This is a genomic window from Microbacterium sp. ARD31, from assembly GCF_031844425.1.
The window spans coordinates 116,786-142,112 of the sequence record NZ_JAUZVE010000007.1; the positions used below are offsets into that span (position 1 = coordinate 116,786).

At 71.8% G+C, this 25,327-nt stretch carries 24 protein-coding genes; 13 read left to right on the forward strand and 11 right to left on the reverse strand.

Annotated features, from left to right (window positions below; genetic code table 11):
- Window positions 1–55 precede the first annotated feature (55 nt).
- On the reverse strand, window positions 56–1,378 hold the full coding sequence (locus tag Q9S36_RS19400) for an extracellular solute-binding protein (RefSeq protein WP_311286549.1): 1,323 nt from the start codon (window positions 1,376–1,378) through the stop codon (window positions 56–58).
- Between the two features lie 231 nt (window positions 1,379–1,609).
- Here Q9S36_RS19400 and purS point away from each other — a divergent pair, with 231 nt between their 5' ends.
- The gene (purS, locus tag Q9S36_RS19405) at window positions 1,610–1,855 is read left to right on the forward strand and encodes a phosphoribosylformylglycinamidine synthase subunit PurS (protein ID WP_064003491.1); all 246 of its coding nucleotides are present in this window, start codon (window positions 1,610–1,612) and stop codon (window positions 1,853–1,855) included.
- Window positions 1,852–2,559, forward strand: coding sequence for a phosphoribosylformylglycinamidine synthase subunit PurQ (gene purQ / locus Q9S36_RS19410; protein ID WP_311286550.1), 708 nt, complete (start codon window positions 1,852–1,854; stop codon window positions 2,557–2,559). Before purS ends, purQ begins: the two co-directional genes overlap by 4 nt.
- Window positions 2,560–2,563: 4 nt before the next feature.
- On the opposite strand, the gene Q9S36_RS19415 is transcribed toward purQ, so the two are convergent.
- A complete protein-coding gene (locus Q9S36_RS19415; protein WP_311286551.1) occupies window positions 2,564–2,995 on the reverse strand; it encodes a DUF1761 domain-containing protein in 432 nt (143 codons plus the stop codon).
- A gap of 106 nt (window positions 2,996–3,101) precedes the next feature.
- Between Q9S36_RS19415 and Q9S36_RS19420 the strand changes: the two genes are divergently transcribed.
- Window positions 3,102–4,016, forward strand: coding sequence for a 2-hydroxyacid dehydrogenase (locus Q9S36_RS19420; RefSeq protein WP_311286552.1), 915 nt, complete (start codon window positions 3,102–3,104; stop codon window positions 4,014–4,016).
- Here the strand turns inward: Q9S36_RS19420 and Q9S36_RS19425 are convergent.
- Both Q9S36_RS19425 and Q9S36_RS19430 read right to left on the reverse strand, forming a co-directional pair.
- On the reverse strand, window positions 4,003–4,575 hold the full coding sequence (locus Q9S36_RS19425; protein ID WP_311286553.1) for an NTP transferase domain-containing protein: 573 nt from the start codon (window positions 4,573–4,575) through the stop codon (window positions 4,003–4,005). The two genes, Q9S36_RS19420 and Q9S36_RS19425, sit on opposite strands and share 14 nt — an antisense overlap.
- Window positions 4,575–5,567, reverse strand: coding sequence for an XdhC family protein (locus Q9S36_RS19430; RefSeq protein WP_311286554.1), 993 nt, complete (start codon window positions 5,565–5,567; stop codon window positions 4,575–4,577). Before Q9S36_RS19430 ends, Q9S36_RS19425 begins: the two co-directional genes overlap by 1 nt.
- 139 nt (window positions 5,568–5,706) lie before the next feature.
- On the opposite strand from Q9S36_RS19430, the gene Q9S36_RS19435 reads away from it, so the two are divergent.
- From Q9S36_RS19435 to Q9S36_RS19460, 6 genes are all read left to right on the forward strand, one after another.
- Window positions 5,707–6,543 (forward strand): FAD binding domain-containing protein, encoded by an 837-nt coding sequence (locus Q9S36_RS19435; protein WP_311286555.1) that lies wholly within the window; start codon window positions 5,707–5,709, stop codon window positions 6,541–6,543.
- Entirely contained in the window at window positions 6,540–9,266 is a 2,727-nt protein-coding gene (locus Q9S36_RS19440; protein WP_311286556.1) for a molybdopterin cofactor-binding domain-containing protein, read from the forward strand. Before Q9S36_RS19435 ends, Q9S36_RS19440 begins: the two co-directional genes overlap by 4 nt.
- Before the next feature lie 66 nt (window positions 9,267–9,332).
- Window positions 9,333–10,427 (forward strand): ABC transporter substrate-binding protein, encoded by a 1,095-nt coding sequence (locus Q9S36_RS19445; protein WP_311286557.1) that lies wholly within the window; start codon window positions 9,333–9,335, stop codon window positions 10,425–10,427.
- A gap of 15 nt (window positions 10,428–10,442) precedes the next feature.
- Window positions 10,443–11,264, forward strand: coding sequence for an ABC transporter ATP-binding protein (locus tag Q9S36_RS19450; RefSeq protein ID WP_311286558.1), 822 nt, complete (start codon window positions 10,443–10,445; stop codon window positions 11,262–11,264).
- 2 nt (window positions 11,265–11,266) lie between these two features.
- On the forward strand, window positions 11,267–12,073 hold the full coding sequence (locus Q9S36_RS19455; RefSeq protein WP_311286559.1) for an ABC transporter permease subunit: 807 nt from the start codon (window positions 11,267–11,269) through the stop codon (window positions 12,071–12,073).
- Entirely contained in the window at window positions 12,073–12,960 is an 888-nt protein-coding gene (locus tag Q9S36_RS19460) for an ABC transporter permease subunit (RefSeq protein ID WP_311286560.1), read from the forward strand. The genes Q9S36_RS19455 and Q9S36_RS19460 overlap by 1 nt, the downstream gene beginning before the upstream one ends.
- Window positions 12,961–12,977: 17 nt before the next feature.
- Here Q9S36_RS19460 and Q9S36_RS19465 read toward each other — a convergent pair whose 3' ends face one another.
- Entirely contained in the window at window positions 12,978–14,345 is a 1,368-nt protein-coding gene (locus Q9S36_RS19465; RefSeq protein WP_311286561.1) for an amidohydrolase family protein, read from the reverse strand.
- 93 nt (window positions 14,346–14,438) lie between these two features.
- On the opposite strand from Q9S36_RS19465, the gene Q9S36_RS19470 reads away from it, so the two are divergent.
- A complete protein-coding gene (locus tag Q9S36_RS19470) occupies window positions 14,439–15,056 on the forward strand; it encodes a TIGR00730 family Rossman fold protein (protein WP_287270402.1) in 618 nt (205 codons plus the stop codon).
- A 38-nt stretch (window positions 15,057–15,094) separates the two neighbouring features.
- Here the strand turns inward: Q9S36_RS19470 and Q9S36_RS19475 are convergent, their stop codons facing one another.
- From Q9S36_RS19475 to Q9S36_RS19500, 6 genes are all read right to left on the reverse strand, one after another.
- Complete coding sequence (locus Q9S36_RS19475; RefSeq protein WP_311286562.1) at window positions 15,095–16,474, reverse strand: Zn-dependent hydrolase; 1,380 nt, start codon at window positions 16,472–16,474, stop codon at window positions 15,095–15,097.
- Entirely contained in the window at window positions 16,471–17,703 is a 1,233-nt protein-coding gene (locus tag Q9S36_RS19480) for an alanine--glyoxylate aminotransferase family protein (RefSeq protein ID WP_311286563.1), read from the reverse strand. The genes Q9S36_RS19475 and Q9S36_RS19480 overlap by 4 nt, the downstream gene beginning before the upstream one ends.
- Window positions 17,700–19,274, reverse strand: a complete 1,575-nt coding sequence (locus tag Q9S36_RS19485) for an AtzH-like domain-containing protein (RefSeq protein WP_311286564.1) — start codon at window positions 19,272–19,274, stop codon at window positions 17,700–17,702. The genes Q9S36_RS19480 and Q9S36_RS19485 overlap by 4 nt, the downstream gene beginning before the upstream one ends.
- Complete coding sequence (locus Q9S36_RS19490) at window positions 19,271–20,356, reverse strand: acetamidase/formamidase family protein (protein ID WP_311286565.1); 1,086 nt, start codon at window positions 20,354–20,356, stop codon at window positions 19,271–19,273. The genes Q9S36_RS19485 and Q9S36_RS19490 overlap by 4 nt, the downstream gene beginning before the upstream one ends.
- Window positions 20,353–21,741 (reverse strand): allantoinase AllB, encoded by a 1,389-nt coding sequence (gene allB / locus Q9S36_RS19495; protein ID WP_311286566.1) that lies wholly within the window; start codon window positions 21,739–21,741, stop codon window positions 20,353–20,355. Before allB ends, Q9S36_RS19490 begins: the two co-directional genes overlap by 4 nt.
- A 73-nt stretch (window positions 21,742–21,814) precedes the next feature.
- On the reverse strand, window positions 21,815–22,435 hold the full coding sequence (locus tag Q9S36_RS19500; protein ID WP_311286567.1) for an XRE family transcriptional regulator: 621 nt from the start codon (window positions 22,433–22,435) through the stop codon (window positions 21,815–21,817).
- Between the two features lie 191 nt (window positions 22,436–22,626).
- On the opposite strand from Q9S36_RS19500, the gene Q9S36_RS19505 reads away from it, so the two are divergent.
- The 3 genes from Q9S36_RS19505 to Q9S36_RS19515 are packed head-to-tail and all read left to right on the forward strand — an operon-like array spanning window position 22,627 to window position 25,306.
- Complete coding sequence (locus Q9S36_RS19505; protein WP_028497146.1) at window positions 22,627–23,583, forward strand: ABC transporter substrate-binding protein; 957 nt, start codon at window positions 22,627–22,629, stop codon at window positions 23,581–23,583.
- A 53-nt stretch (window positions 23,584–23,636) separates the two neighbouring features.
- A complete protein-coding gene (locus Q9S36_RS19510; RefSeq protein WP_084201860.1) occupies window positions 23,637–24,503 on the forward strand; it encodes an ABC transporter permease in 867 nt (288 codons plus the stop codon).
- 14 nt (window positions 24,504–24,517) lie between these two features.
- A complete protein-coding gene (locus Q9S36_RS19515; protein ID WP_076688357.1) occupies window positions 24,518–25,306 on the forward strand; it encodes an ABC transporter ATP-binding protein in 789 nt (262 codons plus the stop codon).
- The last annotated feature ends 21 nt before the right edge of the window (window positions 25,307–25,327 follow it).

The following is a 25,327-nucleotide window of genomic DNA, read 5'->3' on the forward strand; positions in this document are numbered from 1 at the left end:
TGCGCCGGGATGGTGCACGGGTCACCGGCGATGCCGGTGACCCGTGCGGGAGGTCCTAGTCGGACTCGACCTGCTTGGCCAGCTCCGCGAGGGCCTTGTCCCACGCGCCGGCGGTGTCGACCTCGCCCCGGTCCAGCGCGCTCAGCGCGGGCCCGAAGACGTTCTCCTGGATCACCGAGTCGTCCGGTCCCTTGTACTGGGCGACGACACCCTTCGCGCGCTCGGCGAGGATCGCGCCGGTCGGGGCGTCGTTGAAGAACTCGTTGGGCGTCGCGTCGCTCGCGAGGCTCTCCTGCGCCTCGATGGTCGACGGGAAGTTGCCCGCAGCCGCCGACTGCGTGACCTGCTGCTCGGGCTGCGTCAGCCAGTCGGCGAGCTTCGCCGCCGCTTCCTTGTGCTCCGAGGTCTCGGAAACCGACAGCCACGCGCCGCCCCAGTTGGCTGCGCCGCCGGGGAAGACATCCGCGAAGTCCCACCCGGTGGAGGCGTCGCCACCGGCACCCTCGACGCGCTCCTGAACCACGCCGAGCATCCAGCCCGGGCAGACGAAGGTCGCGAATGTCCCGTCGACGAAGGACTTGTTGCCGTTCCAGTCCCACGCCGCCTGCGCGGCGGACTGGCCACCCTCGGTGGCGGCGCCGAGGAGCTCGAAGCGCCGCTTGAGCTCGGCGTTGCCTTCGACGTTCAGCGTCCCGTCGGCGGTGTAGTAACCCTCGTCGAGCTGGTTGACCATGGCGTTCCAGACGAAGCCGGAGTGGTCGTACCACCCCTTGCCGGTGTCGTCGGTGTACTTCTGGCCGATCTCGAAGTAGTTCTCCCAGTCGCCGTCGAGCAGCTCGGCGACGCTCTCGCGGTCGGTCGGCAGGCCGGCCGCCTCGAACGCCGGGGCGTTGTAGCAGATGCCGCTCGGGCCGATGTCGGTGCCGTAGCCGATGACACGACCGTCGGGTGCCGTGGCCGTCTCGTACTTCCAATCGACCCAGTCGGCCTTGCGGTCCTCGATGCCGTAGTCGCGCAGGTCGGCGAAGTTCTCGACGACGCCCTCCTCCATGATCGCGCCGAGCCAGCCCTCCTCGATCGCCACGATGTCGGAGAGCCCGCCGGCGCCGATCTTGGTGAAGAGGTCGGTGCGCGCGTTGCCGCCGGTGTCGATGTTGGTGGCTTCGATCTTCACGCCCGGGTTGGCCTCTTCGTACTCCTTGTAGAGGTCCTCGTAGCCGAAGGTGCCGAAGGTCGTGATGGTGAGGGTGACGTCGTCGCCGCCACCGCCGCTGCCGGTGCCGTCGGTACCGCCGGCCGAGCAGCCGGCCAAGACGAGAGCGGATGATGCGGCCGCGCCGGCGATGATTCCGACGCGTCGCAGAACGCGTGAGTTCACAGGACACTCCTTTGTGGTGTGGACGAGAGCCAGGTGCCGTACTCCGTCTTTGGGAGCGCTCTCATCGGGTTGTGGGAGACGTTATGGGATCGCTCCCACGACTGTCAAGGGAGCGCTCCCACGGCGGGAGTCACGGTTTGGTCACGGACGGCCGCGGTGGAGCGCAACGGCGGCGCGGCGCGGGCTCTAGACTGGTCGCGCACCCTGCCCGCGACATCCCGGAGCTTTCTGATGCCCACCATCGTCGTCGACGTCATGCCCAAGGCCGAGCTCCTGGACCCGCAGGGGAAGGCCGTCGCCGGCGCCCTGCAGCGCCTCGGTCACGCCGGATTCGGCGACGTCCGCATCGGCAAGCGGTTCGAGCTCACGGTCGACAGCGCCGACGAGCAGACCCTCGCCGCCGTCAAGACCATCGCCGACGAGATCCTGTCGAACTCGGTCATCGAGGACGTCGTGGGCATCGAGGTCGTCGAATGACCGTCCGCGTCGGGGTCATCACCTTCCCCGGCTCGCTCGACGACGGCGACGCGCGCCGCGCCGTGCGTCTCGCCGGCGCCGAGCCCGTCGCCCTCTGGCACGGCTCGCACGATCTCGACGGCGTCGACGCCCTCGTCCTGCCCGGCGGGTTCAGCTACGGCGACTACCTGCGCGCCGGCGCGATCGCCGCGCTCGCGCCGATCATGTCCGAGGTGAAGGATGCCGCGGCGAAGGGCATGCCCATCCTCGGCATCTGCAACGGCTTCCAGATGCTCGTCGAGGCGCACCTGCTGCCGGGCGGACTGATCCGCAACGCCCACCAGCAGTTCATCCGCCGCGACCAGCGGCTCGTCGTCGAGAACGCCGACACCGCGTGGACGAACGAGTTCCGCCGCGGGCAGGAGATCGTCATCCCGCTCAAGAACGCCGACGGCGGCTACATCGCCTCCGACGAGACGCTCAAGCGGATCCAGGGCGAAAACCTGGTCGCGTTCCGCTACGCCGGCGTCAACCCCAACGGGTCGATCGACGACATCGCGGGCCTGACGAACGAGCGCGGCAACGTCGTGGGACTCATGCCCCACCCCGAGCACGCGATCGAGCCGGGCTTCGGCCCCGACACCCCCGCCGCCATGCGATCGGGCGTCGACGGTCTGCGCTTCTTCACCGCGGCGGTCTCCGCGGTCGTGCACTCCGCCGCCTGAGCCGTCAGACAGTCCCCGCCGGGGGCCAGACGCCGATGATCACGGCCATGACGAGGACCGTGACGAGCTCGTGCCCGATGTTCATCACCGTGAGCGAGGACGGCCGCCCCTCGAAGGCGTCATGCGTGATGAACCGGGATGCCGTGAACCCCGCCCACAGCAGGATGCCGGTCACGATCGCCGACCACAGGTACGACCCCTCGTAGAAGTGCCAGGCGATCGTCGTGGCTCCCGCGAGGACCCACGCGGAGGCGAAGCTGACGAAGACCGTCACCACGATGGCGACGGTGGCCGAGGCGGCGGGACGATCCATGTCGACACCCGCCAGGCGCGCCCATCGCGTCCCGAAGACCTTCGGGGCGTACCAGATCGACCCGACGATCATGGTCGAGACGGTGGCGAGGATGACGCTCCAGTAGTTGATCTCGGGGACCACGGGGACCTCCTGAGGACGACGGTCGATGTGAGGCGACAGGAGCGCCGCGCGGGCGCCCGCGCGAGATGCCACGGCGTCCGTGTCGGACCGAAGGTAGCGTGAGGGGATGACCCTCGTCGTGACCGTCCCGACCGCGGGTCTCGCCGCGGACCTCGCCCCCGTGCCCGACGGCGTCGAGGTGATCGTCTGGGCGATGGACGCCCCCGCGCCGCGCCCACGGATCGACATCGTCGTGCCGCCCTACATGTCAGACGTCACCTTCGATCGTCTGGCCGGCGTCGAGATCGGCCTCGTGCAGGGACAGGCGATCGGCTATGAGGGCATCGCCGACAAGCTCCCGCCCGGCACCGTCTTCGCCAACGCCACCACGGTGCACGAGACCTCCACGGCCGAACTCGCGGTGGGTCTGGTGCTCGCATCGCAGCGTCGCATCGACAGGTTCGCCGTCGACGGGCAAGAGGGCCGGTGGAACCCCGTCCTCACCGACAGCCTCGCCGACCGCCGCGTCCTGCTCCTCGGCTACGGCGGCGTCGGCACCGCGATCGCCGCCCGACTCGTCCCGTTCGAGGTCGAGATCGTCCCGGTCGCCTCACGGGCCCGCGACGAGGACGGCGTCCACGTGCACGGCATCGACGAGCTGGGGGACCTCCTGCCGACGACCGACATCATGATCGTGTCCCTCCCCGGCGGCGATGCGACGCGGCACATCGTCGGCGACGCAGAGCTCGCCGCCCTGCCCGACGGCGCGCTCGTCGTCAACGTCGGCCGCGGCCCGCTCATCGACACCGACGCACTGGTGCGCCACACCGCGGCCGGGCGCATCCGCGCCGCGCTCGACGTCACCGACCCCGAGCCGCTGCCCGCGGACCACCCCCTGTGGCGGAACGACGGGGTGCTGATCTCGCCGCACGTCGGCGGGGCGAGCAGCGCCATGCGGCCCCGGATGGTCGCGCTCCTCCGGCGTCAGATCGCCCACGTCCTGGCCGGCGAGCGGCCGGAGAACATCGTCATCGGCGGCTGATCGGCTGCGGAAGGTCGGTGTCGGCGCCGTCCCACAGGTCGCCGCACTCCACGACGAGCGCCCCGCGCGCCGCGAGGAGGGGTCCGGCGCCGCGGTCACCCGTCACTGCGGCGGCGAGCTCGGCCCAGTGGTCGCGCCCGATCAGCACGGGGTGCCCCGGCATCCCGTCGAATCCGGCTCGGACGAGCGCGGCCGGTCCGATCGCCGACGCGACGATGCGGCGGCAGACGGATGCCGGGAGCCCCGGCACATCGACGGGCACGACCAGCAGCGCATCGGCCGTCGAGTCCGCCGCTGCCGTGAGGGCCCGCCGCACGGTGGCCGAGACACCGCGTCGCCAGTCGGGGACGACGGTGACGTCGCACCGACGCGGCACTAACGGAAGGGCCTCCTCGGCGCGTGCTCCCAGCAGGACGCCGACCTCGTCGCAGCCGCCGGCGGCGAGCGCCTCGGCGACGCGGGTCACCCACGGGGTGCCGTCGTCGGTGCGGGCCAGCGCCTTGGGATGCCCGTAGCGCGTGCCGGCGCCGGCGGCGAGGACGACGCCCCGCACCCGCATCAGGACACGACCGTCCCGGCGTGGACCGGCCCGGAGCGCCCGGTCAACCGCATCCCGCTGGCTCCGTGCCGGTCGGCGACGATCTCGGCGAGGATCGACAGCGCGGTCTCGGCCGGCGTCCGGCCGCCGAGGTCGAGTCCCAGGGGAGAGCGCAGCCTCGCGAGCGCGTCGTCCCGGACGCCCGCCTCGCGGAGGCGTCGAGCACGGTCGTCGTGCGTGCGCCGGCTCCCCATCGCCCCGACGTAGCCGGCCGCGGAGGCGAGGGCGGCCTGGAGGGCGGGGACGTCGAACTTGGGGTCGTGGCTGAGCACGCAGACCGCGTCGCGCGGGACGAGGCGCTGCGCCGCGAGGTAGCGGCCGGGACGGTCGACGACGACCTCCGCCCCGGGGAAGCGGGCGGCGGTCGCGAAGACGGCGCGCCCGTCGACGACGGTGACCCGCATGCCCGCGGCGACACCCAGGCGCGTGAGGGCGACGGCGAACTCGACGGCGCCGACGACGATCAGCCGCGGCTGCGCTCCCACCACGACCGACAGGGCCGTCGGATCGGGCGCCGAGTCGACGTCGACGATGCGGCCGTGCCCGAGGTGCGCCCCCGAGACGGCGAGGTCGAACCGGGTGGGAATGCCGGCGGCATCCCGCTCCGCGAGCAGGATGAGCTCGCGGGCCTCCGCCGAGGCGGGAAGGATGCGGCGCACGAGCACCTCGACGACGCCGCCGCACGTGAGCCCGATCTCGATCGCATCGGCGTCGCTGTAGCCGAAGCGCTCCACGACGGGCGCTCCGTCGGCGATGACCTCGAGCGCGGTGCCGTAGACGGCGCCCTCGACGCAGCCCGCCGAGACGTTGCCGAACAGGTCGCCGTCGGCCGAGACGACCATGCTCGCCCCGATCTCGCGCGGCGCGCTGCCGGCCACCGCGATCACCGTCGCGACGGCGAATGCACGCCCCGCGCGCGCCCAGTCGGCGGCGGCTTCGAGGATCTCCTGCATCCGGCAACGGTAGGACGGCGCCGGCACCGCCGCGTTGCGCCATCGTTTCGAACGCATGAAACACCGCGGAAACGACCGAGTGGTTCGATCGAGCGATCCCCGGCCGAGCCCCGACCGGGACCCGGGATCGGAGGCCGCCGTGGACATCACGTCCGTCACCTCCTATCGCCGCGCACGCGACCGCGGCGACCTCGCGCTCGCGCCCGGAGAGGTCGTCATCGCCGGCGGCACCTGGCTCATGAGCGAACCGCAGCCGGGCACGACCGGCTTCGTCGACCTGACGACCCTGGGGTGGCCCGACCTCGAGATCGATGCGAGTGGGCTGCGCATCGCCGCCACCTGCACGATTGCCCGGCTCGTCGCCTGGGCGGAGGGCCGCCTCCCTGCGCTGCCCGTCCCCGCGGACTGGCGCGCAGCCGCGATCGTGCCGGATGCCGCGAACGCCCTGCTCGCCTCGTTCAAGATCTGGAACACCGCCACCGTCGGCGGGAACCTCTGCCGCTCCTTCGCCGCCGCCGCGATGGTCTCGCTGTGCGTCGCCCTGGACGGCGTCGCGGAGGTCTGGACGGCGGACGGCGGCGAGCGCCGCATCCCCGTCGCCGAACTCGTCACCGGCGACGGCACGAACGTGCTCGCCCGCGGCGACGTGCTGCGCGCGGTCCGGCTGCCGGCCGAGGCGCTGCGCTCGCGTGCGCTGCTGCGCAAGATCGCCCTCGCCGAGCACGGCCGGTCGGGCGCCGTCGTCACCGGGCGGGTCGATCCCGGCGGTGCGTCGGTGTTCACGATCACCGCCGCGACCTGGACGCCCACCGTGCTGCGCTTCGCGGAGATGCCGGATGCCGCAGCCCTGGCCGCCGCGGTGGCCGCGGCATCCGGGTACTACACCGACCCCCTCGGGTCGGCCGACTGGCGACGGGGCGTGAGCGGGGTGCTCGCGGAGCGGATCCGCGTGGAACTGATCGAGGGGGGCGCATGAGGTTCGAGGTCGACGGCGAGCCGGTGGAGGCGGAGCCCCGCCCCGGCCAGTGCCTGCGGACCCTGCTGCGCGAGGCCGATCGCACCTCGGTGAAGAAGGGCTGCGATGCGGGCGACTGCGGCGCGTGCAGCGTGCTGCTCGACGGCGACCCGGTGCACTCCTGCCTCATCCCGGCGGTCCGCGCCGAGGGCAGGCGCGTGACCACCGCGGCGGGACTCGCGCCGGGCGATGACCTGCATCCGGTGCAGCAGGCGATCGCCGACGGTTTCGGGTTCCAGTGCGGCTTCTGCTCGCCGGGGATGAGCGTGACCGCCTCGACGCTGTGCGCGAGCGACCTTCCCGACCTCGATCGCCGGATGAAGGGCAACCTGTGCCGGTGCACGGGGTACCGTCCCATCCGCGAGGCGATCACGGCCGCGGTGCTCGGGCCCGTGCGCGAGACCGGCCCCGCCTGCGAGAGCGGCCCCGCCCCGGAACGGGTGGGGCACTCGACGCGGCCCGAGGCCGCCGCCCGCGTCGTGCAGGGCACCGAGCCGTTCACCTTCGACCTGCCGCCGGGGCATCCGGCATCCGGCGCGCTCGTCCTCCGGGTCGTGACGAGCCCGCATGCGCACGCCCGCATCCTGTCGATCGACACGGCCGCGGCCCTCGCCGTTCCCGGCGTCGTCGCTGTGTTCACGCACCGCGACGTGCCCGACCGGCGCTACTCGACGGGACGCCACGAGCACCGTGAGGACGACCCCGACGACACCCGCATGCTCGACGACGTCGTGCGCCACGTCGGGCAGCGCGTCGCCGCAGTGGTCGCCGAGACGGCCGAGGCCGCCGACGCCGCACGCGCGCTCGTGCGCGTGCGGTACGAGCTGCTCGACGCCGTCTTCGACCCCGAGGCCGCCCGGCGCCCGGGGGCACCGCTCATCCACCCCGACCGCACGCCCGCCGACAGGGTCGACGACGCCGGGCGCAACGTCGTGCTGCGGGTCGAGTCCGGCGACGACGTCGACGACATCCTCGCGGCGAGCGCCGTCGTCGTCGGCGGCACCTGGCGCACGTCGCGCGTGAGCCACGCCCAGCTCGAGACGCACGGGGCCGTCGGCTGGCTCGACGACGACGGCCGGCTCGTCATCCGCGCGTCGACCCAGGTGCCCTTCCTCGCCCGCGACGAGATCGCGCGGCTGTTCGACCTCGACCGCGAGCAGGTCCGTGTGCACACCGCCCGCGTGGGCGGCGGCTTCGGCGGCAAGCAGGAGATCTTCGCCGAGGACCTCGTCGCCCTCGCCGTGCTGCGCACCGGGAGACCCGTGGCGTACGAGCTCAGCCGCGCGGACGAGTTCCAGCGCACCTCCGTGCGGCATCCGATGCGCGTGCGGGTCGACCTCGGGGCCGACGCGCACGGCATGCTGACGGCGCTCAAGCTCGATGTCCTGAGCGACACCGGCGCCTACGGCAACCACTCGCGCGGCGTGCTCTTCCACTCGCTCGCGGAATCCACGACGATCTACCGCTTCCCCGCCCGGCGCATCAAGGCGGAGGCCGTCTACACGAACAACGTCCCCTCCGGCGCCTTCCGCGGGTACGGGCTGGGGCAGGTGATGCTCGGCGTCGAGTCGGCGATGGACATGCTGGCCGAGCGGCTGGGCATCGATCCGTTCGACCTGCGGCGGCGCAACGCCATCCGCCCCGGCGACGACCCCGGCCACGACGACCTGGTCTGGGGCAGCTACGGCTTCGACCAGTGCCTCGACCTCGCCCAGGACGCGCTCCGACGCGGCAACGGCGTCGAGGCGCCCGCCGGCTGGCGGGTCGGCGAAGGGGTGGCCGCCGCCATGATCGCGACGATGGCGCCCTTCGGCCACATCGCGCACTCGAGCGCCACCCTCCGACCGGACGGTACGTACCTGCTGCGCACCGGGACCACGGAGTTCGGCAACGGCACGACGACGGTGCTTCGTCAGATCGCCGCGACCGACCTCGCGGCATCCTTCGACCGCCTCGAGCTGTGGACGGCCGACACCGACGCCGTCGCGCACGACACGGGAGCGTTCGCCTCGGCCGGCATCACCGTCGCCGGCAAGGCCCTGCACGCGGCGTGCCTCGCCCTCGCGAGGCGGATGCGGGAGCGCGCCGCCTCGCTCACCGGCACCGACCCCGACGAAGCGGTGCTGACGGAGACCGGCGTGTCCACGCCCCGCGGCACGGTGGGCTTCGCCGCGCTCACCGCCGACGGCGAGCTCTCGGCGCACGGCGGGGAACTGGGCGAGCAGCGCTCGCTCGCCTTCAACGTGCACGCGGTGCGCGTTGCCGTGGATCCCGAGACGGGTGTCGTGCGGATCCTGCAGTCGGTGCACGCCGCCGACGCGGGCTTCGTCATGAACCCCGCGCAGTGCCGCGGCCAGATCGAGGGCGGCGTAGCGCAGGGGATCGGCAGCGCCCTGTACGAGGAGGTCATGGTCGACGCGGACACGGGCCGCGTGACGACGCCGGTCCTCCGGCTTTACCGGATGCCGCAGCCGGCCGACATCCCCGAGACCGAGGTCCTCTTCGCCGACACGAGCGACGACCTGGGGCCGTTCGGGGCGAAGTCGATGAGCGAATCGCCCTACAACCCCGTCGCCCCGGCGATCGGGAACGCCATCGCACGGGCGCTCGGCGCCCGCCCGTTCGTGCAGCCGTTCTCCCGCGACCGGGTCTGGGAACTCGGCCGTCACACGTCGGAAACGTGACTGACCGTCAGCCGGAAATACGAGCGGTCTAGCGTCATGACTGCACCTCTCACAGATGGAGTCCCGATGCACGCACGTCACCTCACCCGCCGCCGCGGCGGAACCGTCCTCGCCCTGGCCGCCACCGCCGCCCTCGCCCTGTCCGCCTGCGCCGGCACGAGCGCCGAAGAGGCGTCGAGCTCCGGCGAGGCCGCCGACTTCGGCTCGATCAGCGTCCAGTACTCCTGGATCAAGAACGAGGAGTTCGCGGGCGAGTTCTACGCCTACGACAACGGCTACTACGACGAGGCCGGGTTCTCGGAGGTCACCGGCATCGCCGGCCCCGACACCGGCGTCGCCAAGCTCCTCTCCGGCACGGTCCAGGTCGCGCTCAGCGATGCGGCATCCATCGGCGCGGCCGTCGCGACGGAGGACGCACCGCTGAAGATCGTCGGCGCGACGTTCCAGAAGAACCCCTTCACGATCCTCTCGCTCGCCGACGGCGGCGACATCGAGACGCCCGAGGACCTCAAGGGCAAGAAGATCGGCGTGCAGGACTCGAACGCCTCGGTGTTCCAGGCCCTCCTCGCCGCCAACGGCATCGACGAGAGCGAGGTCGAGATCGTCCCAGTGGACTTCGACCCGACGCCGCTCATGAACGGCGAGGTCGACGGCTTCATGGCCTACCTCACCAACGAGGCCATCACGGTCGAGATGGCCGGGTACGAGGTGACGAACCTCGCCTACGCCGACAACGGCCTGCCCTACGTGGCCGAGGCGTTCTCGGTCACCGACCAGTACCTCGCCGAGAACCGTGAGCTCATCAAGGCGTTCCTCACCGCCGAGATCAAGGGCTGGACCGACACCTTCACCGAGCCCGTGGACGACACGGTCGCGAAGGTCATCGAGCACTACAACGAGTCCGCCGCCGCCGGCGACCTGACGTTCGGCGAGCTGGACCCCGCCAAGGTCGAGGCGGGCCTCGCCGCTCAGGCCAAGCTCATCTCGACCGAGGAGACCGAGGCGAATGGCCTGTTCACGATCTCGGACGAGCTGAAGGAGCAGACCCTCACGTCGCTCGCCGCGTCGGGCTGGGAGCTCGAGGCCGACGACCTGTTCGACACGACGATCATCGACGAGATCTACGCCGAGAACCCCGACCTGAAGGAGTACCTGCCCTGAGCAGGCCGACCCGTCATGAGCACCACTGACACCCTGGATGCCGGTTCCCTCGCGGGAACCGGCATCCGGATCACCGGAGTCTCCAAGACCTTTCCGCTGCGCGGCGGCAAGACCCTGACCGCGCTGCAGGACACCGATCTGCACACCGAGAAGGGCTCCTTCCTCGCGCTGCTCGGTCCGTCCGGATGCGGCAAGTCGACCATCCTTCGGATCCTCGCCGCGCTCGAGCACACGTCCTCGGGCGTGGCGCTGGTCGACGGGCAGACGCCCGACCAGTTGCGGGCCCGCAGCGAGCTCGGGATCGCGTTCCAGGACCACGCCCTGCTGCCGTGGCGCAGCATCCGCAAGAACATCGAACTGCCCTTCGAGGTCGCCGGCCGCAAGGTCGACAAGGCGTACGTCGACGAGCTGATCGAGCTCGTCGGGCTCGCGGACTTCGCGAACGCGAAGCCGGCGCAGCTCTCGGGCGGCATGCGCCAGCGCGCCTCGATCGCCCGGGCGCTCGTCCTCAAGCCGTCGGTACTGCTGCTCGACGAGCCGTTCGGTGCGCTCGACGACATGACCCGGCAGAACCTGAACCTCGAGCTGCTGCGCATCTGGACCGAGAAGCCCGCGACGACGCTCCTCGTGACCCACGGGATCAGCGAGGCGATCTTCCTCGCCGACCGTGTCGCGGTGATGTCGCCGCGCCCGGGGCGGATCAAGGAGATCCTCGAGATCGACCTGCCGCGTCCCCGCACGCCCGACATGATGCGCACCCCCGAGTTCCACGCCTACGTCGACCGCGCCTCCGAACTGCTGTTCGGGACCGACGGGCGCGCCGAAGCGGAGGCGTGAGCGTGACCCGCAGGGGCCTCCCGGGCTGGGTTTCGGGGATCCTCGGCGGCGGCGCGCTCGTGCTGCTCTGGTGGCTGTTCTCGGCGACCGCCTTCCGCCCGCAGGAGGGGACGAGCTTCACTCCGGTGCCCTCGCCGGGGGCGGTCTTCGATTGGCTCATCGTGCAGGGCAACATCGCCGGCGCGTGGAACGTGTTCCAGCCCACGGTCACCGCCGCGGCCGTCGGCTACCTCTGGGGCAACGGCATCGCCCTGCTGCTCGCGGCCCTCGTGCTGCTGTTCCCGCGCCTCGAGCTGCTCGTGTCGCAGATCGCCGTCGTCACCTACTGCCTGCCGATCGTCGCCGTCGGCGGCATCTCGATCGTCGTGCTCGGCGGAGCCAAGAACCCCGGCGACCCGTCGCCGACCGCGATCTTCCTGGCCGCGCTCGTGTGCGTCTTCACCACGGTGGTCGGCTCGATCCTCGGGTTCACCTCGGCCGACAAGGCCTCGCTCGACGTCGTCCGCGTCTTCGGCGGCGGCGCGTGGACCCAGCTTGTGAAGGTCCGCTTGATCGCCGCGCTCCCCGCGATCCTCAACGCCCTGCAGATCGCGGTGCCGAGCGCGTTCCTCGGCGCGGTCCTGGGCGAGTACCTCGGCTCCATCACCGCGGGCGTGGGGCCCACGCTCATCCGCTTGCAGGGTCAGCTCGACTCCGCCGGCGTCTGGTCGGTGTTCCTGCTCACGGCCGTCTTCGCGCTCGTCGCGTACGGCCTGTTCGGTCTGCTCGTACGGCTCGTCACGCCGTGGGTCTCGGGGAAGGCACGCTGATGGTCGACACCACGCATCCGACGGGCGCGGCGCCCGCGGCCGAGGACGCCGCCCACGCCGCCGCGCAGGCGCGACTGCGTGCCGAGCGCCGTCGCGCTCTCGGGAGGACGCTGCTGCGCTCACTGGGAGGCGCCGCGCTCACCCTCGCCGTCCTGCTCCTGCTGTGGCAGGCCGTCGTCAGCTTCACCGGCATCTCGCCCTTCGTCGCCAAGGGTCCGCTCGACGTGTGGGGATTCCTGTTCACCGACGAGGATGCCGCCGAGCATCGCGATCAGATGTTCCCGCTGGTCGCGGTGACCCTCGCGGACGCGGCCATCGGGTTCGTCGTCGGCATGAGCGTCGCGATCGTCGCCGCGATCCTGTTCAGCCTGTCGCGGTCCATCGAGGCCGGCGTCATGCCGCTCGTGCTGCTGCTGCGGACGATCCCGCTCGTCGCGATCGCGCCCGTGATCATCCTGGTCACCGGGCGCGGAACCCCGGCATCCGTCGCGGTCATCGGCACCATCGTGGTGCTCTTCCCCGCTCTCGCCAACGTGCTGTTCGGCCTGAGCCGGGCGAGCCAGCAGAGCGTCGACGTCGTGCGGGTGTTCGGCGGCGGTCGGTTCACCACCCTCCGCAAGGTCAACCTGCCGGGGGCCCTGCCCAGCGTCTTCGCCGCAGCCCGCGTCTCGGTGCCCGGCGCCGTCACGGGAGCACTGCTCGCCGAGTGGCTCTCGACCGGCACGGGGATCGGCGGGTCCATCCTCAAGTTCAACGCGCAGGCCCAGTTCACGCAGGTGTGGGCCTCGATCGCGCTGATCACCGTCATCACGCTCGTGCTCTACAACCTCGTGCAGATCCTCGAGAACGTCGCCCTCACCCGCATGGGCATGACCGGCTCGCGCTGAGCCGACCCGCCCGCCGCTCAGTGCGGGTGGCCGCGGTGCGGCACGAGCGCCGCCGGCAGCTCGTGCACCTTCGCCGAGGCCTCGGCCGCCAGCGGGTTCGTCGAGACACCCGCGGCGTCCACGAGTCGGCCACCGACGTAGACCGCCTTGAGGTTCCGCGGGCTCATCGCGAGCACATACGAACGCACCGGATGCCACAGCGGACCGACATCCGGCATGCGCGGATCCACCACCACGAAGTCGGCGAACTTGCCGACCTCGAGACTGCCGACCCGGTCGTCGACGCCCATGATCTCGGCGCCGCCGAGCGTGTGCAGTCGCAACATCTGCTCGGGCATCATCGACAGCGGGTCCTTCGTGCGGGCACGCTGCATGTAGATGCCCATGCGCATGTTCTGCCACGGGTCACTCACGTCGGTGCACGCCTGGTCGTCGAGCCCGACGCCCACCTTCATTCCCATCGCGAGCATCTCGGGCACGCGCGCCACGCCGGATGCGAGCCGACCATTGGATGCCGGTTGCCACGACATCGACGCACCGCCGGCGACCGCCTGCTCGATGATCTCGGGGGTCGTCTGGATGAAGTGCCCGAACATGAGGCCGAGGCCCAGCGCCCCGGCATCTCGGTACAGCGCGAACTTCGACTGCTGGTGCTCGATCGCCTCGGGCGACTCGAGGAAGTGCGCCTGATTCGTGACGTCGAACCGGCGCATCGCCTCGGTCTCGAGCTCGGCCGCCTCGGGCCGCGGCGACCACTGCACCTGGCCCATGATCGAGCAGCCGAGGGCGTAGTCGGGGTCGAACGTGCGGGTGTGGGCGACCTCTGCGGCGAACCGGTCGAAGATGTCCTGGTCGGTGCCGACGGTGACGTCCATGCCGGTCGCATCGACGAAGCGGATGCCGGCGTCCCGCGTGCCGTCGGCCTGTCGGAAGTGGTATTCGAGGTCGCGGATGCCGGCGGTGCCGGCGCGCTTGCCGTCGACCATCGACTCCCAGGCCTGCAGCGGGTCAGTGAAGTTGTAGGCCGTCGTGACGCCGTTGCCGAGGAAGTCGAGGCAGCCGTGCAGGGTCGACCAGTACATCTGCTCGGGCGTCATGTGCGCCGTCGTGCCGAGCATCGAGTCGCACCAGCCGTAGAGCGTGTCGGCGACGCCGAGCCCTCGCAGCCCCGACGTGAACAGGTGCGAGTGGCTGGAGACGAACCCGGGGGCGACGAACTTGCCCGCCACGTCGAGGACCTCGTCGGCGGTGACATCCGGGGTCCCGGAGCCGATCGCCGCGATGCGACCGTCTCCGATGAGCATCCAGCCGTCCTCGATGTACCCGGGGTCGGCGGTGCCGGCGGGGATCGTGATGAGACGCGCGTGGGTGACCAGAACAGACATGCTCGTCACGGTATCCGGGCGATGTTTCCGCGCTGTCACGGCCTGGAAACACGCAGGCACGCCCCGGAAACACGCGAGTTCTAGCGTCTATCCATGGAACGGTTCACAGTCACGGTCTTCTGCGGATCCTCGCCGGGGTTCGACCCGATCTACGTCGACGCCGCCCGCGCGGTCGGCACCGCGATCGGCCGGGCCGGCATGAACCTCGTCTACGGCGGTGGGCACGTCGGGCTCATGGGCACGGTGGCGGATGCCGCGGTGGCAGCCGGCGCGCACGTCACGGGCGTCATCCCGCGCGCGCTGCAGGCGCGTGAGGCCGTCAACCACAACATCGCCGAACTCGTCATCGTCGACACGATGCACGAGCGCAAGATGATGATGGCCGACCGGGCCGACGCGTTTCTGGCCCTCCCCGGCGGGCCGGGCACGCTCGAGGAGCTCACCGAGCAGTGGACGTGGGCGCAGCTGGGCATCCATCAGAAGCCCGTCGGCCTGCTCAACATCGACGGCTACTTCGACCCGCTGCTCGCGTTCGTCGCGAACATGCGCGACCGCGGCTTCACCCACCCTCGCTACACCGACATGCTCGTCGTCGCGACCGAGGCCGACGAGGCCCTCGCCCGGTTGCGCGACTACGTGCCGCCGGCGCGGAGCGAGGCATCGCCCGGCGCTGAGATGACCGGCGCGCTGTCGCTGCCCGTGCGGCCCTGACGCGGCGGGCGCGGGCCGCGGGCTGCACGGGCAGCGGGTCAGCGCGGCTCGGCGGCGAGGTGCAGGATCGATTCGGCGAGGGCGCGGATGCCGTGGGCCACGTCACCGGCCGAGACGAACTCGTCGGGGTGATGACTGATGCCGTCGGGGTTGCGCAGGAACAGCATCCCCACGTCGGTGATCGCGCCGAGCGCCATGCCGTCGTGGCCGGCCGGGCTGAAGAGGACCGGCGTCGCATCCGAACGCACGGGCAGTGTCGCGCGGATGCCGGCGGCCACGACATCCTGCAGCAACGGCGCGCAGAACACGGCCGGGGCGCTGTGCACCTCACGCGCCGACCAGCGCAGGCCGCGGCGACCCATGATCTCGTCGAGGTCGCGCGAGAGCAGGTCCCACACGCGGTCGCGTTCGCCATCGAACTCGCCGCGCAGATCGAGCGAGAACCGCACTTCGCCGGGGATCACGTTGACGGCACCGGGGAAGGCCTCGAACCGGCCCACCGTGCCGATGATGTGGTGCTCCGCGGCGCACACGCGCTCGACGGCGAGCGCCGCTTCGCTTGCGCCCAGCAGGGCATCGCGGCGCATGTCGTAGGGAGTGCCGCCGGCGTGCCGCGCCTCGCCCTCGACGACGAGCTGGAACCGGCGCGCCGACGCGATCGACGACACGACCGCGAGGGGCTCGCCGGCGCGGTCGAGCGCGGGGCCCTGCTCGATGTGGGCCTCGAGGTAGGCGACGAGCTCATCGGGGCGGCGAGCCGCCTCGCCGATGCGCGCGGGGTCGAGTCCGAACTCGAGGAACGCCTGCCGCAGGCTCACGCCGTCGGCATCCGTCAACGTCCACCACGCGTCGTTCCACGAACCGGCGACCGCCGACGAACCCAGCAGCGCCTTGCCGAACCGGGTGCCTTCTTCGTCCGAGAAGGCGACGACCTCGATCGGGAACGGTAGCGGCACGGCCCAGCCGGTGTCGGCCGGCACCCGCAGCAGCCGCACGACCTCGAGCGCGATGAGCACGCCCGCGATGCCGTCGAACCGGCCCGCGTCGATGACCGTGTCGAGGTGGGACCCCAGCAGCAGTGCGGGAGCGTCGGATGGTCTCGATACGCCCGGCACTCGACCACCGGGGGACGCGTCGCTCCGCGACGGCACTCGACCACCGGGGAAGGCGTCGCCGGCCGCCTCGATCCGCCCGACCTGGTTGCCGGCGGCATCCTGCCACGTGCGCATGCCGACCTCGCGCATCCATTCGGCGGCGAGGCGGTTGACGCGGGCGTGCTCGGGCGAGAGGTAGACGCGCTCGATGCGCCCCGGCGTCGCGGTGACGCGGGCGAGCTCGTCGCAGCGCGCCATGACGCGGCGCGCGGCTGCCGCCACGGCATCCGGCGACGCGGTGAGCAGGCGGGACGCAGCGCTCACGCGGCCCCCGCGTAGACGTCAGCGGCCGCCTCGACACCGCCACCGGCGGGCACGGAGGCCCCGAACCGCCGCAGCACGGCCTCGAGCGCGGCGAGCGTCGTGAGCACGGCGTCCTTCCGGGCGTTGTAGCCCATCGTCCCGATGCGCCAGACGCGGCCGTGCAGGGGTCCGAACGAGGTGCCGATCTCGATGCCGAAGTCCTCGAGCAGGGCCGAACGCGCGGCATCCCCCGGCACGCCCTCCGGGATCTCGACGGCGACGACGTTGTTCATCTTGTGCGCGACGTCGCCGAAGACGCCGAGGCCGAGGCCCCGCACGCCCGCGAGCATTGCGCGCCCGGCGAGCTCGTGCCGGGCGATGACCTCGTCGCGCCCCTCGAGCAGCAGCACGCGTGCGCACTCGCGCGCCGCGTACAGCATGCTCGTCGCCTCGGTGTGGTGGTTGAGCCGCCGCGGCCCCCAATAGTCGAGGATCATGCCGAGGTCGAAGTAGTTCGACAGCACGAAGTCGGATGCCGCGACATCGCCCGCCTCACGGATGCCCGCCTCGACGCGGCCGCGCGAGCGGATGACCTCGACGGCGCGCTCCGACAGCGTGATCGGCGACGAGCCCGACGGCCCGCCGAGGCACTTCTGCAGTCCGGCGGTCGCGGCATCCAGCCCCCACGCATCCGCATCGAAGGCGTTGCCGCCGAGCGATGCGGTGGCGTCGGAATAGAACAGCACGCCGTGGCGGGCGCAGATCGCGCCGATGTCCTCGAGCGGCTGGTTCATCGTCGTCGAGGTGTCGCCCTGCACGAGGGCGAGCAGGGCGGGCTTGACGCGGATGATCGCCTCCTCGATGACGGATGCCGGGAACACCTGCCCCCACTCGGTCTCGATCGTGTGCACCTCGGCCTGCGCGCGCTCGGCGATCTCGGCGAGCAGATGCCCGAACCGGCCGAAGACGGGGACCAGCACGCGGTCGCCGGGGCGCACGAGCGAGACGATCGCCGCCTCGATGCCGGCGCGGCTCGTGCCGTCGACGAGCAGGGTCGCGTCGTTGGTGGTGTTCCAGACGACGCGGTAGAGCTCCTGCGTCTCGGCCATCGCCGTCGTCATGAACGGGTCGTACTGCCCGACGAGGGGTGCCGACATCGCGCGCAGCACGCTCGGGTAGGCCGAGATCGGGCCGGGGCCCATGAGCAGGCGCGCAGGCGGGTCGATGGGGCCGGGGATGACGGTGGTCATGGTGCTTCCGTTCCGGTGGTGAGTGCGTGCAGGGCGAGGCCCTGCCGCACGAGGGCGATGTCGGTTCCGGAGCGCGCGACGAGGCAGACGCCGACGGGGGCCGGCCCGAGGGGCGAGGCGACCGTCAGGAGCGGCACCGAGAGGGCGGGCAGCCCCGCGACGGCGGCGGGGGTCGTGAGCCGCAGCGTCGCCTGGCGCACGGCGTCGATGCCCTCGCCGCCGGCCGTGCGCGCGGGGGCAGGGCCGGGCGCGGTCGGCAGGATCAGGACGGCATCCGTCACGAGGTCGGTCAGCCGTGCGCGCAGCGGGGCGAGGGCGGTGCGGGCCGCGGCCTCGTCGGCGGCCGTGACGGCAGCGGCCGCGCGGAAGCGGTCTGCGACGGCGGGACCCGTGGCGCCCGGGTGCGCGCGCAGCCAGTCGCCGTTGTTGCGCCAGGCCTCCGCGCCCTGCACCGTGCGGAACGGCACGAGGTAGTCGTCGAGGTCGCCGATCGAGGCGGTTTCGACGGGCAGAGCGGATGCCGCGACGAGGGCCTCGAACGCGGCGCGCGTGGCGGCATCCGCGGCATCCAGCGCCTCGGCCGGGATGACGAAGCGCCAGGGCAGGTCGGCGCCGGACTCACCGAAGACCGACTCGGTCGAGTCCGACCCGTCGTAGCTGAGGCACCAGTCCGCGACGCGCTGCAGGGTCGCGCCGTCGCGCGTCAGCCAGCCCACGGTGTCGAAGCTCTGCGCGAGAGGCAGCAGACCCTGCCGCGGCACGAGGCCGTGCGTCGTACGCAGACCCCACAGCCCCTGGTACGACGCGGGCACGCGCACGCTGCCGGCGGTGTCGGTCGCGAGGCCGATGTCGGCCTGGCCTGTCGCGACGGCGGTCGCCGGTCCACTCGACGAGCCGCCGGGCAGGGCCCCCGGGAGGGCTCCGTTGGGCGGGGTGCCGTAATGCGCGTTGTCGCCCGCGATCGAGTACGCGAACTCGTCGGTGCGGGCGATGCCGCGCAGCGACGCGCCGCCGCGGAGCAGGTCGCCCACGGCGGGAGCCGTCGTCGTCTCGGCGCGCGCCGAGTCGAGGTAGGTGGGGTTGCCCGCGCCGATGCGGTAGCCCTTGATGGCGAAGAGGTCCTTGACGGCGACCGTGAGGCCCTCGAGCGGACCCTCCCACGCGCCCTGGAACAGCGGGCCACCGACCGATCGCCAGACCGACCGGTCGAGCGCCTGCGCGCGCGGCGTGACGTGGGCGGCCGTGATGAGCCAGCGCCCGTCGAGGCGCTCCCAGACCTGCGTCTGCAGTCCCGTGCCACCACCGCGGAAGCGCGAGACCGACACGAGCAGCGCGACGCCGTCTGCCAGCGGGCGATACTCGATGCGCTCGATCGTGCGGGGCGGAACCCCAGCGCGCACGCCGCGGAACGCGCTGATCGTGTCGTGCCCGACGAGCAGGCCCGCGCCGTCGCCGCGCATCGTCTCGGCGCCGGGCGCGAACGCGGCATCCAGCGCATCGAGGTCGTTCGCGAGGATCGCGGCCTCGTACGCGTCGAACGCCGCGCGCAGGTCGGCGGGGATCTCGGTCACGCGTCGCCCGCCCTCGCGACGCCGGCGAAGTCGGCCTCGCGGATGCGGGCGTGCACACCGCACACGATGTCGACGACCTGCGAGATGTCGAAGTCGGTGGCCGCCGACAGGTACGCGTAGGCGAGGTGCTCGGCCATGCCGTAGCGGGCCGCGAGCAGGTCGAGCGCCGCGCGCACGGCCTTGCGCATCGCCTCGTTGAGGTCGGGGTCGAGTCCCGTCGGCACGAGGTACTCGTCCGTCCGCACGAGGGGGCCGGTGACCTCGCCGAAGGCGGCGAGCGCTTCGGCGCGCGGCACGACCTCGAAGCGCAGCGTCGCGCGCAGGGATGCCTCGAGCGCCGTCAGCGCGACTTCGCCGTCGCCCTGCGCGAAGTGCGGGTCGCCGACGTAGGCGAGGGCGCCGGGCACCTGCACGGGCAGGTACAGGACCGTGCCCTCGACGAGCAGGTTGATGTCGATGTTGCCGCCGTGCGAGCCGGGCGGCACCGAGTGGGGGCGCTCCGGCCCCGCGACGGCGACGCCCATCGTGCCGAGGAACGGCGCGAGCGGGAAGCCCACGACGCGATCGCCTCCCTCGACGAGCGGCAGGCGTCCGGCGCCGCCGGCGACCGGCGTGAAGACGCTGACGTTCTCGGGGCCGCGCGGCAGCGTGCCGGGCAGGGCCCCCTTGCCGTGCCGGTTCGAAATGACGCCGTACGGCACGCGCGGTGCGAGATCGACGACCGTGATCTTGAGCAGGTCGCCGGGCTCGGCTCCCTCAACGAAGACGGGACCCGTGACGACGTGCGGACCGTCGGCGACGGCGTCGCGGGGGACGGATGCCGCGATCTCGATCGCGTCGGTGAGCACGGCCTCGGGCGCGACCCCGTGTCCCGTGAAGTAGGCGAACGGATCCTGCCCCTGATCAGGCAGGATGCCTTCGTGGCTGACGGTGTCGAACGTGACGGTCGCCCCGGCCGGAACGGCCAGCACCGGGGCATCCGTCTCGCACGGCAACCTCCCCCACATCACCGTCTGCGGCGACGCGGCGACGTAGTGGTCGCCGGGGATGGGCCCGACTCCGGGCTGCAGGATCTCGCTCACGCCGTTCCTCTCGACAGGAGGCGGCCCGCCGGTGGGCGCCTCAGCCACGGCGCCTCGCCGGCGTCGCCTTCGCTCGCGTCGTACACACTCTGCCCGCGCAGCCACGTGCGGCGCACGCGTCCGGTGAGGACCTTGCCGTCGTAGGCCGAGATGGGGTTGCGGTGCTGCAGGGCGCGCGCCTCGATGCGCAGGGTGTCGTCGAGGCCGAACACCGCGAGGTGCGCGGACGCGCCGACGACGATCTCGCCGACGCCCGTCAGCCCCGCGACGCGCGCGGGACCGGTCGTGAACAGCGGCAGGAGGGTGTCGAGCGGGATGCCGCGGCGGCGCGCCTCGGTCCAGACGGCCGAGAGCCCCACCTGCAGGCCGGCGATGCCGCCCCACGCGAGACCGAAGTCGCCGTTCCCCGACCGCTTGAGGTCGACGGTGGAGGGCGAGTGGTCGCTCACGATCGCGTCGATCGTTCCGTCGAGGATGCCCTGCCACAACAGCTCCTGATTGCCCGCTTCGCGGATCGGCGGGCAGCACTTGAACTCGCTCGCGCCGTCGGGGATCTCTTCGGCGGTGATCGTCAGGTAGTGCGGGCAGGTCTCGACGGTGAGGTCGACGCCGTCGGCCTTGGCGGCCGCGATCGCGGGAAGGGCGCGCGCGTCACTCAGGTGCAGGATGTGGGCGCGTGCGCCGTGACGCCGCGCGGCGGCGATGACGGCGTCGATCGCAGCCTCTTCGCTCGCCGGCGGGCGCGACGCGAGGAAGGCGGCGTAGCCGCGCCCGAGCGACCCGTCACCGGAGAGGAGGTCGGGGTCTTCCGCGTGGACGATCAGGCGCGAGCCGATCGCCGCGACCTCGGCCATCGCCCGGTCGAGCTGGGCGCGATCGAGGTGTCCGAACTCGTCGACGCCGCTGGGCGCGAGGAAGCTCTTGAACCCGTACACCCCCGCGTCGTGGACCGGCCCGAGCGCACCGAGGTTCTCCGGAACCGCGCCGCCCCAGAACCCGATGTCGACATAGGCGGATGCCGCGGCAGCCGCCCGCTTGATCGCGAGGGCCTCCGTCGTCGTGGTCGGCGGGATCGAGTTGAGCGGCATGTCGACGAGGGTCGTCACGCCGCCCGCGGCGGCGGCGAGGGTCGCCGAGCGGAAGCCCTCCCACTCGGTGCGGCCGGGTTCGTTGACGTGCACGTGCGAGTCGACGAGACCAGGGAGGAGGACCGCGTCTTCGGGCACTTCGACGGCTCCGCGCGGGGCACCGTGGGGCACCCGGACGTCCGCGATGACTCCGCCGCGCACGACGACCTCGGCGGGGCGGAACGCACCGTCGATCCACGCGCGCTCCGCACGGATCACGAGGTCCGCGCCATCCACCTGCTCTTCACCGGTCTTCACGCCTCTAAAGCTATTGCTTAACGTGACGCGAGCGATTACCCCCACGTAACGGGCGTGTGAAACGCCGCAGGGTTCAGACGCCGCGCGCCGGGAGGATCGTCAGCCAGATCGCCGAGGCCACCTCCGCCGTCTGGTTGACGACGCGGTGCGGCCGAGACGCCGCGAACGAGAGCGACCCGCCTGCTCCGAGCCGCACGGCGCCTTCCGTGAACTCGAACGTGAGCTCGCCCGAGCGCACGTAGCCCGACTCGAGACCGTCGTGCACGAGCATCGCACCGTCGGCGCTCGACGCGGAGCCAGGCGGGTAGATCGACTCGAAGAAGTCCACGCCGGGAAGAGGCGCCGGCGACAGTCGTCGGTAGACCACGTCCTGGTCCAGCTGCGCGGGGGCAGCCTCGCCCGGCCCGGTGACGAGGACCCCCGGGAGGGGTTCGGCGACGTCGCCCGCGGCGTGATCGAGGTCGGGTGCGAACAGATCGAGATCATCGAAGATCGCCGACACGGGAGCGCCCAGCACGGCGACGAGCTCGACGAGCCGGTTGACCGAGGGACGCATCGTGCCCGTCTCGATCTGCGACAGCGCGCTCGACGAGATGCCGAGCTGCTGTGCGACCGACGCGAGGGAGCGGCCCGAGGCCGTCCGCAGCCGACGCAGTCGCGCACCGATCTGTGCGGGCAGGGGGCTCTCTTCCACGGCATCCTCCGGTCCTCGTGCGCGACCCATCGTATGCGCGACCGACTCCGCGCGTGTTCAGTCATGACTTAACACAACCGTTACACCGCCTTCATGGCGAGCGCGACCGCGCTCGCTTTACTGGGGCCACACAGCACCTCGCACCGTCCGTCGGCCGTGTCGTCGGCGGACCGAACCCGGGAGTCCTTCACATGGCACGATTCCGTCCTCGCATCGCCGCCGCGCTGGCCGTGGCATCCGTCCTCATCCTGTCCGCCTGCAGCTCGGGTGACACGACACCCGCGTCGTCGGATGCCGCCGAGACCGTCACCGTCAAGATCGGCACCCTGCGCGGCCAGCCGCACTTCTACCAGCCGTTCCTCTACGACGACCACGCCGTCGACGGTGTGAAGTTCGAGGTCGTCACGCTCGACACGACGCCCGCCCTCTCCGACGCGCTCGTGTCGGGGTCGATCGACTTCGCGATCTCGGGTGTCACGCCGACGATCTCCTCGATCGCGCAGGGCCGCGATCTCAAGATCATCGCGAGTGCCGCCGACGGCGGATCCGGCTTCATCGGCAACGGCGAGTCGAGCCTCGACGAGCTCGTCGGCAAGAAGATCGGCATCGTCCAGGGGTCGGCCCAGGAGGTCGCCCTCCGCCTGCTGATCGACGAGGCCGGTCTCACCCCCGAGGACTTCGAGCTGTCGGTGATCCCCGTGCCCGAGATGGCATCGGCGTTCATCGCGGGCGACATCGACGCGTTCATGGGCGTCGAGATCGGCGTCTCGATCGCGAAGAACGCCGGCGGCACCGAGGTCGTCGACCCGTACTCGACGCCCATCGGCAAGGTCAACATCGGCCTGGTCACCACCGGCAAGCTCATCGAGGAGAACCCCGAGCTCGTGCAGAAGGTCGTCGACACGCACGCCGCGACGACCGCCTACATGGCCGACAACATCGAGGAGTGGCTGCCCGGCATGGTCGAGGAGTTCGGCGGTGACGAGGACGTGTTCACGTCGGCGCTGGCGAACTTCTGGCTGCGCTCGGATCTGTCCGACGAGTACGTCGGACAGCTCTCCGCCCTCGCCGAGGCGATGGCCTCGATCGGGCTCATCACCACGACGCCCACGGGCGACGACATCGTGGACACCTCCTTCACCTCGTGATCGCGCGTGCGGGGGCGGCTGCGGCCTCCCCCGCACGCCAGAAGGGCGGCCGCATGGCCACGCAGACGACGGCGCGACCCGTTCGCCGACGCCCTCCCGCGCAGCGACCCAATCAGCGCGCACTCCTCACGCGGATCCTCCTCGGGATCCCGATCCCGTTTCTGTTCCTCGTCCTGTGGCAGGTGGGGCGCGACCAGGCGTGGGAGATTCCCCTCATCGGCATCCGGATGGGGTACCTGCCCGCCCCCGGCGACGTCGTCGCGTCGCTGTGGGACTACGCATTCGGGGGCATCCACGACGACGCCTTCTCCGGCGACCTGTGGGTGAACCTCGGGGCGTCCTCGCTGCGGGTGCTCATCGGCTTCCTCATCGCGTCGGTGCTGGCGATCCCCCTCGGCATCCTGATGGGCCGCTACTACAAGATGGACGCGATGTTCGATCCGTTCATCAACCTGTTCCGGCCGATTCCGGCGACGGCGTGGGTGCCGCTCGTCGGCCTCCTCATCGGCTGGGGCGACCAGGCGACGATCTTCCTGATCGCCCTGTCCTCGTTCTTCCCGATCGTGCTCGGCGCGATCAGCGGATCCAAAGAGGTCCCGGGTCGGCTCATCGAGGCCGGGCAGATGCTCGGCGCCAGGCGGTGGGAGATCCTCGGCCAGATCGTCGTGCCCGCCTCGGCGGCAGCCGTCATCAACGGAATGCGCGTCGGGCTCGGGCTCGCCTGGGTCGTGCTCGTGCTCGGCGAGAGCGTCGGCGTCAATGTCGGCCTCGGCTCTGCGATCATCCTCGCCCGCGACGTGGTGCGCACCGACATGATCGTCGTCGGCATGATCGTGATCGGCCTCGCCGGCTTCCTCTCCGACCGCATCCTCGTCGGAGCCTTCCGCCTGCTCACGCGCGGGCGCCCCCTGGTGAAGTGACGGGAGCACAGCACATGACCGATCTGACCACCGCCGACGTCGTCCTGCAGGATCTCGGCAAGCGCTACGGTCCGGAATGGGCCGGCGTGCAGGCCGTCGCCGACGTCGACATCGACATCGCGGCGGGCGAGTTCATCGCCGTCGTCGGCGCATCCGGCTGCGGCAAGAGCACCGTGCTGCGCATCCTCGCCGGATTCGAGCCCGCCACGAGCGGCAGCGTCACCGTCGGCGGGCGGCCCGTGACCGCCCCCGGTCCGGACCGCGGGGTCGTCTTCCAGGACTACGGGCTGTTCCCCTGGCTCACGGTGCGCGAGAACATCGCCTACGGCCCGAAACGGCGGCGCCTGCCGCGCGCACGTGTGCGCGAGCTTGCGGACCGGTTCACCGAGACCGTCGGGCTGAGCCGCTTCGCCGACCGTTACCCGGGCGAGCTGTCCGGCGGCATGCAGCAGCGGGTCGCGATCGCCCGCGTCCTCGCGAACGAGCCGAGCGTGCTGCTGATGGATGAGCCGTTCGGCGCGCTGGATGCGCTGACGCGGTCGGATCTTCAGGCCGAGCTCAAGCGCATCCACCTCGAGACCCGCACAACCGTCGTCTTCGTGACGCACTCGATCGAAGAGGCCGTGTTCCTCGCCGACCGCGTGGTGGTGATGACCGGTGGGGCCTCGCACGGCGTGCCCGGGCACATCGCGCGCACCGTGCCGATCGACCTGCCCGAGCCGCGGGATGTCACGACCCCCGCGTTCAACGCGTACAAGCGCGAGATCTCAGACCTCGTGCACGGCGCAGGCGATCACGCCTGACACCGGCCCCGGCCCCGGCCG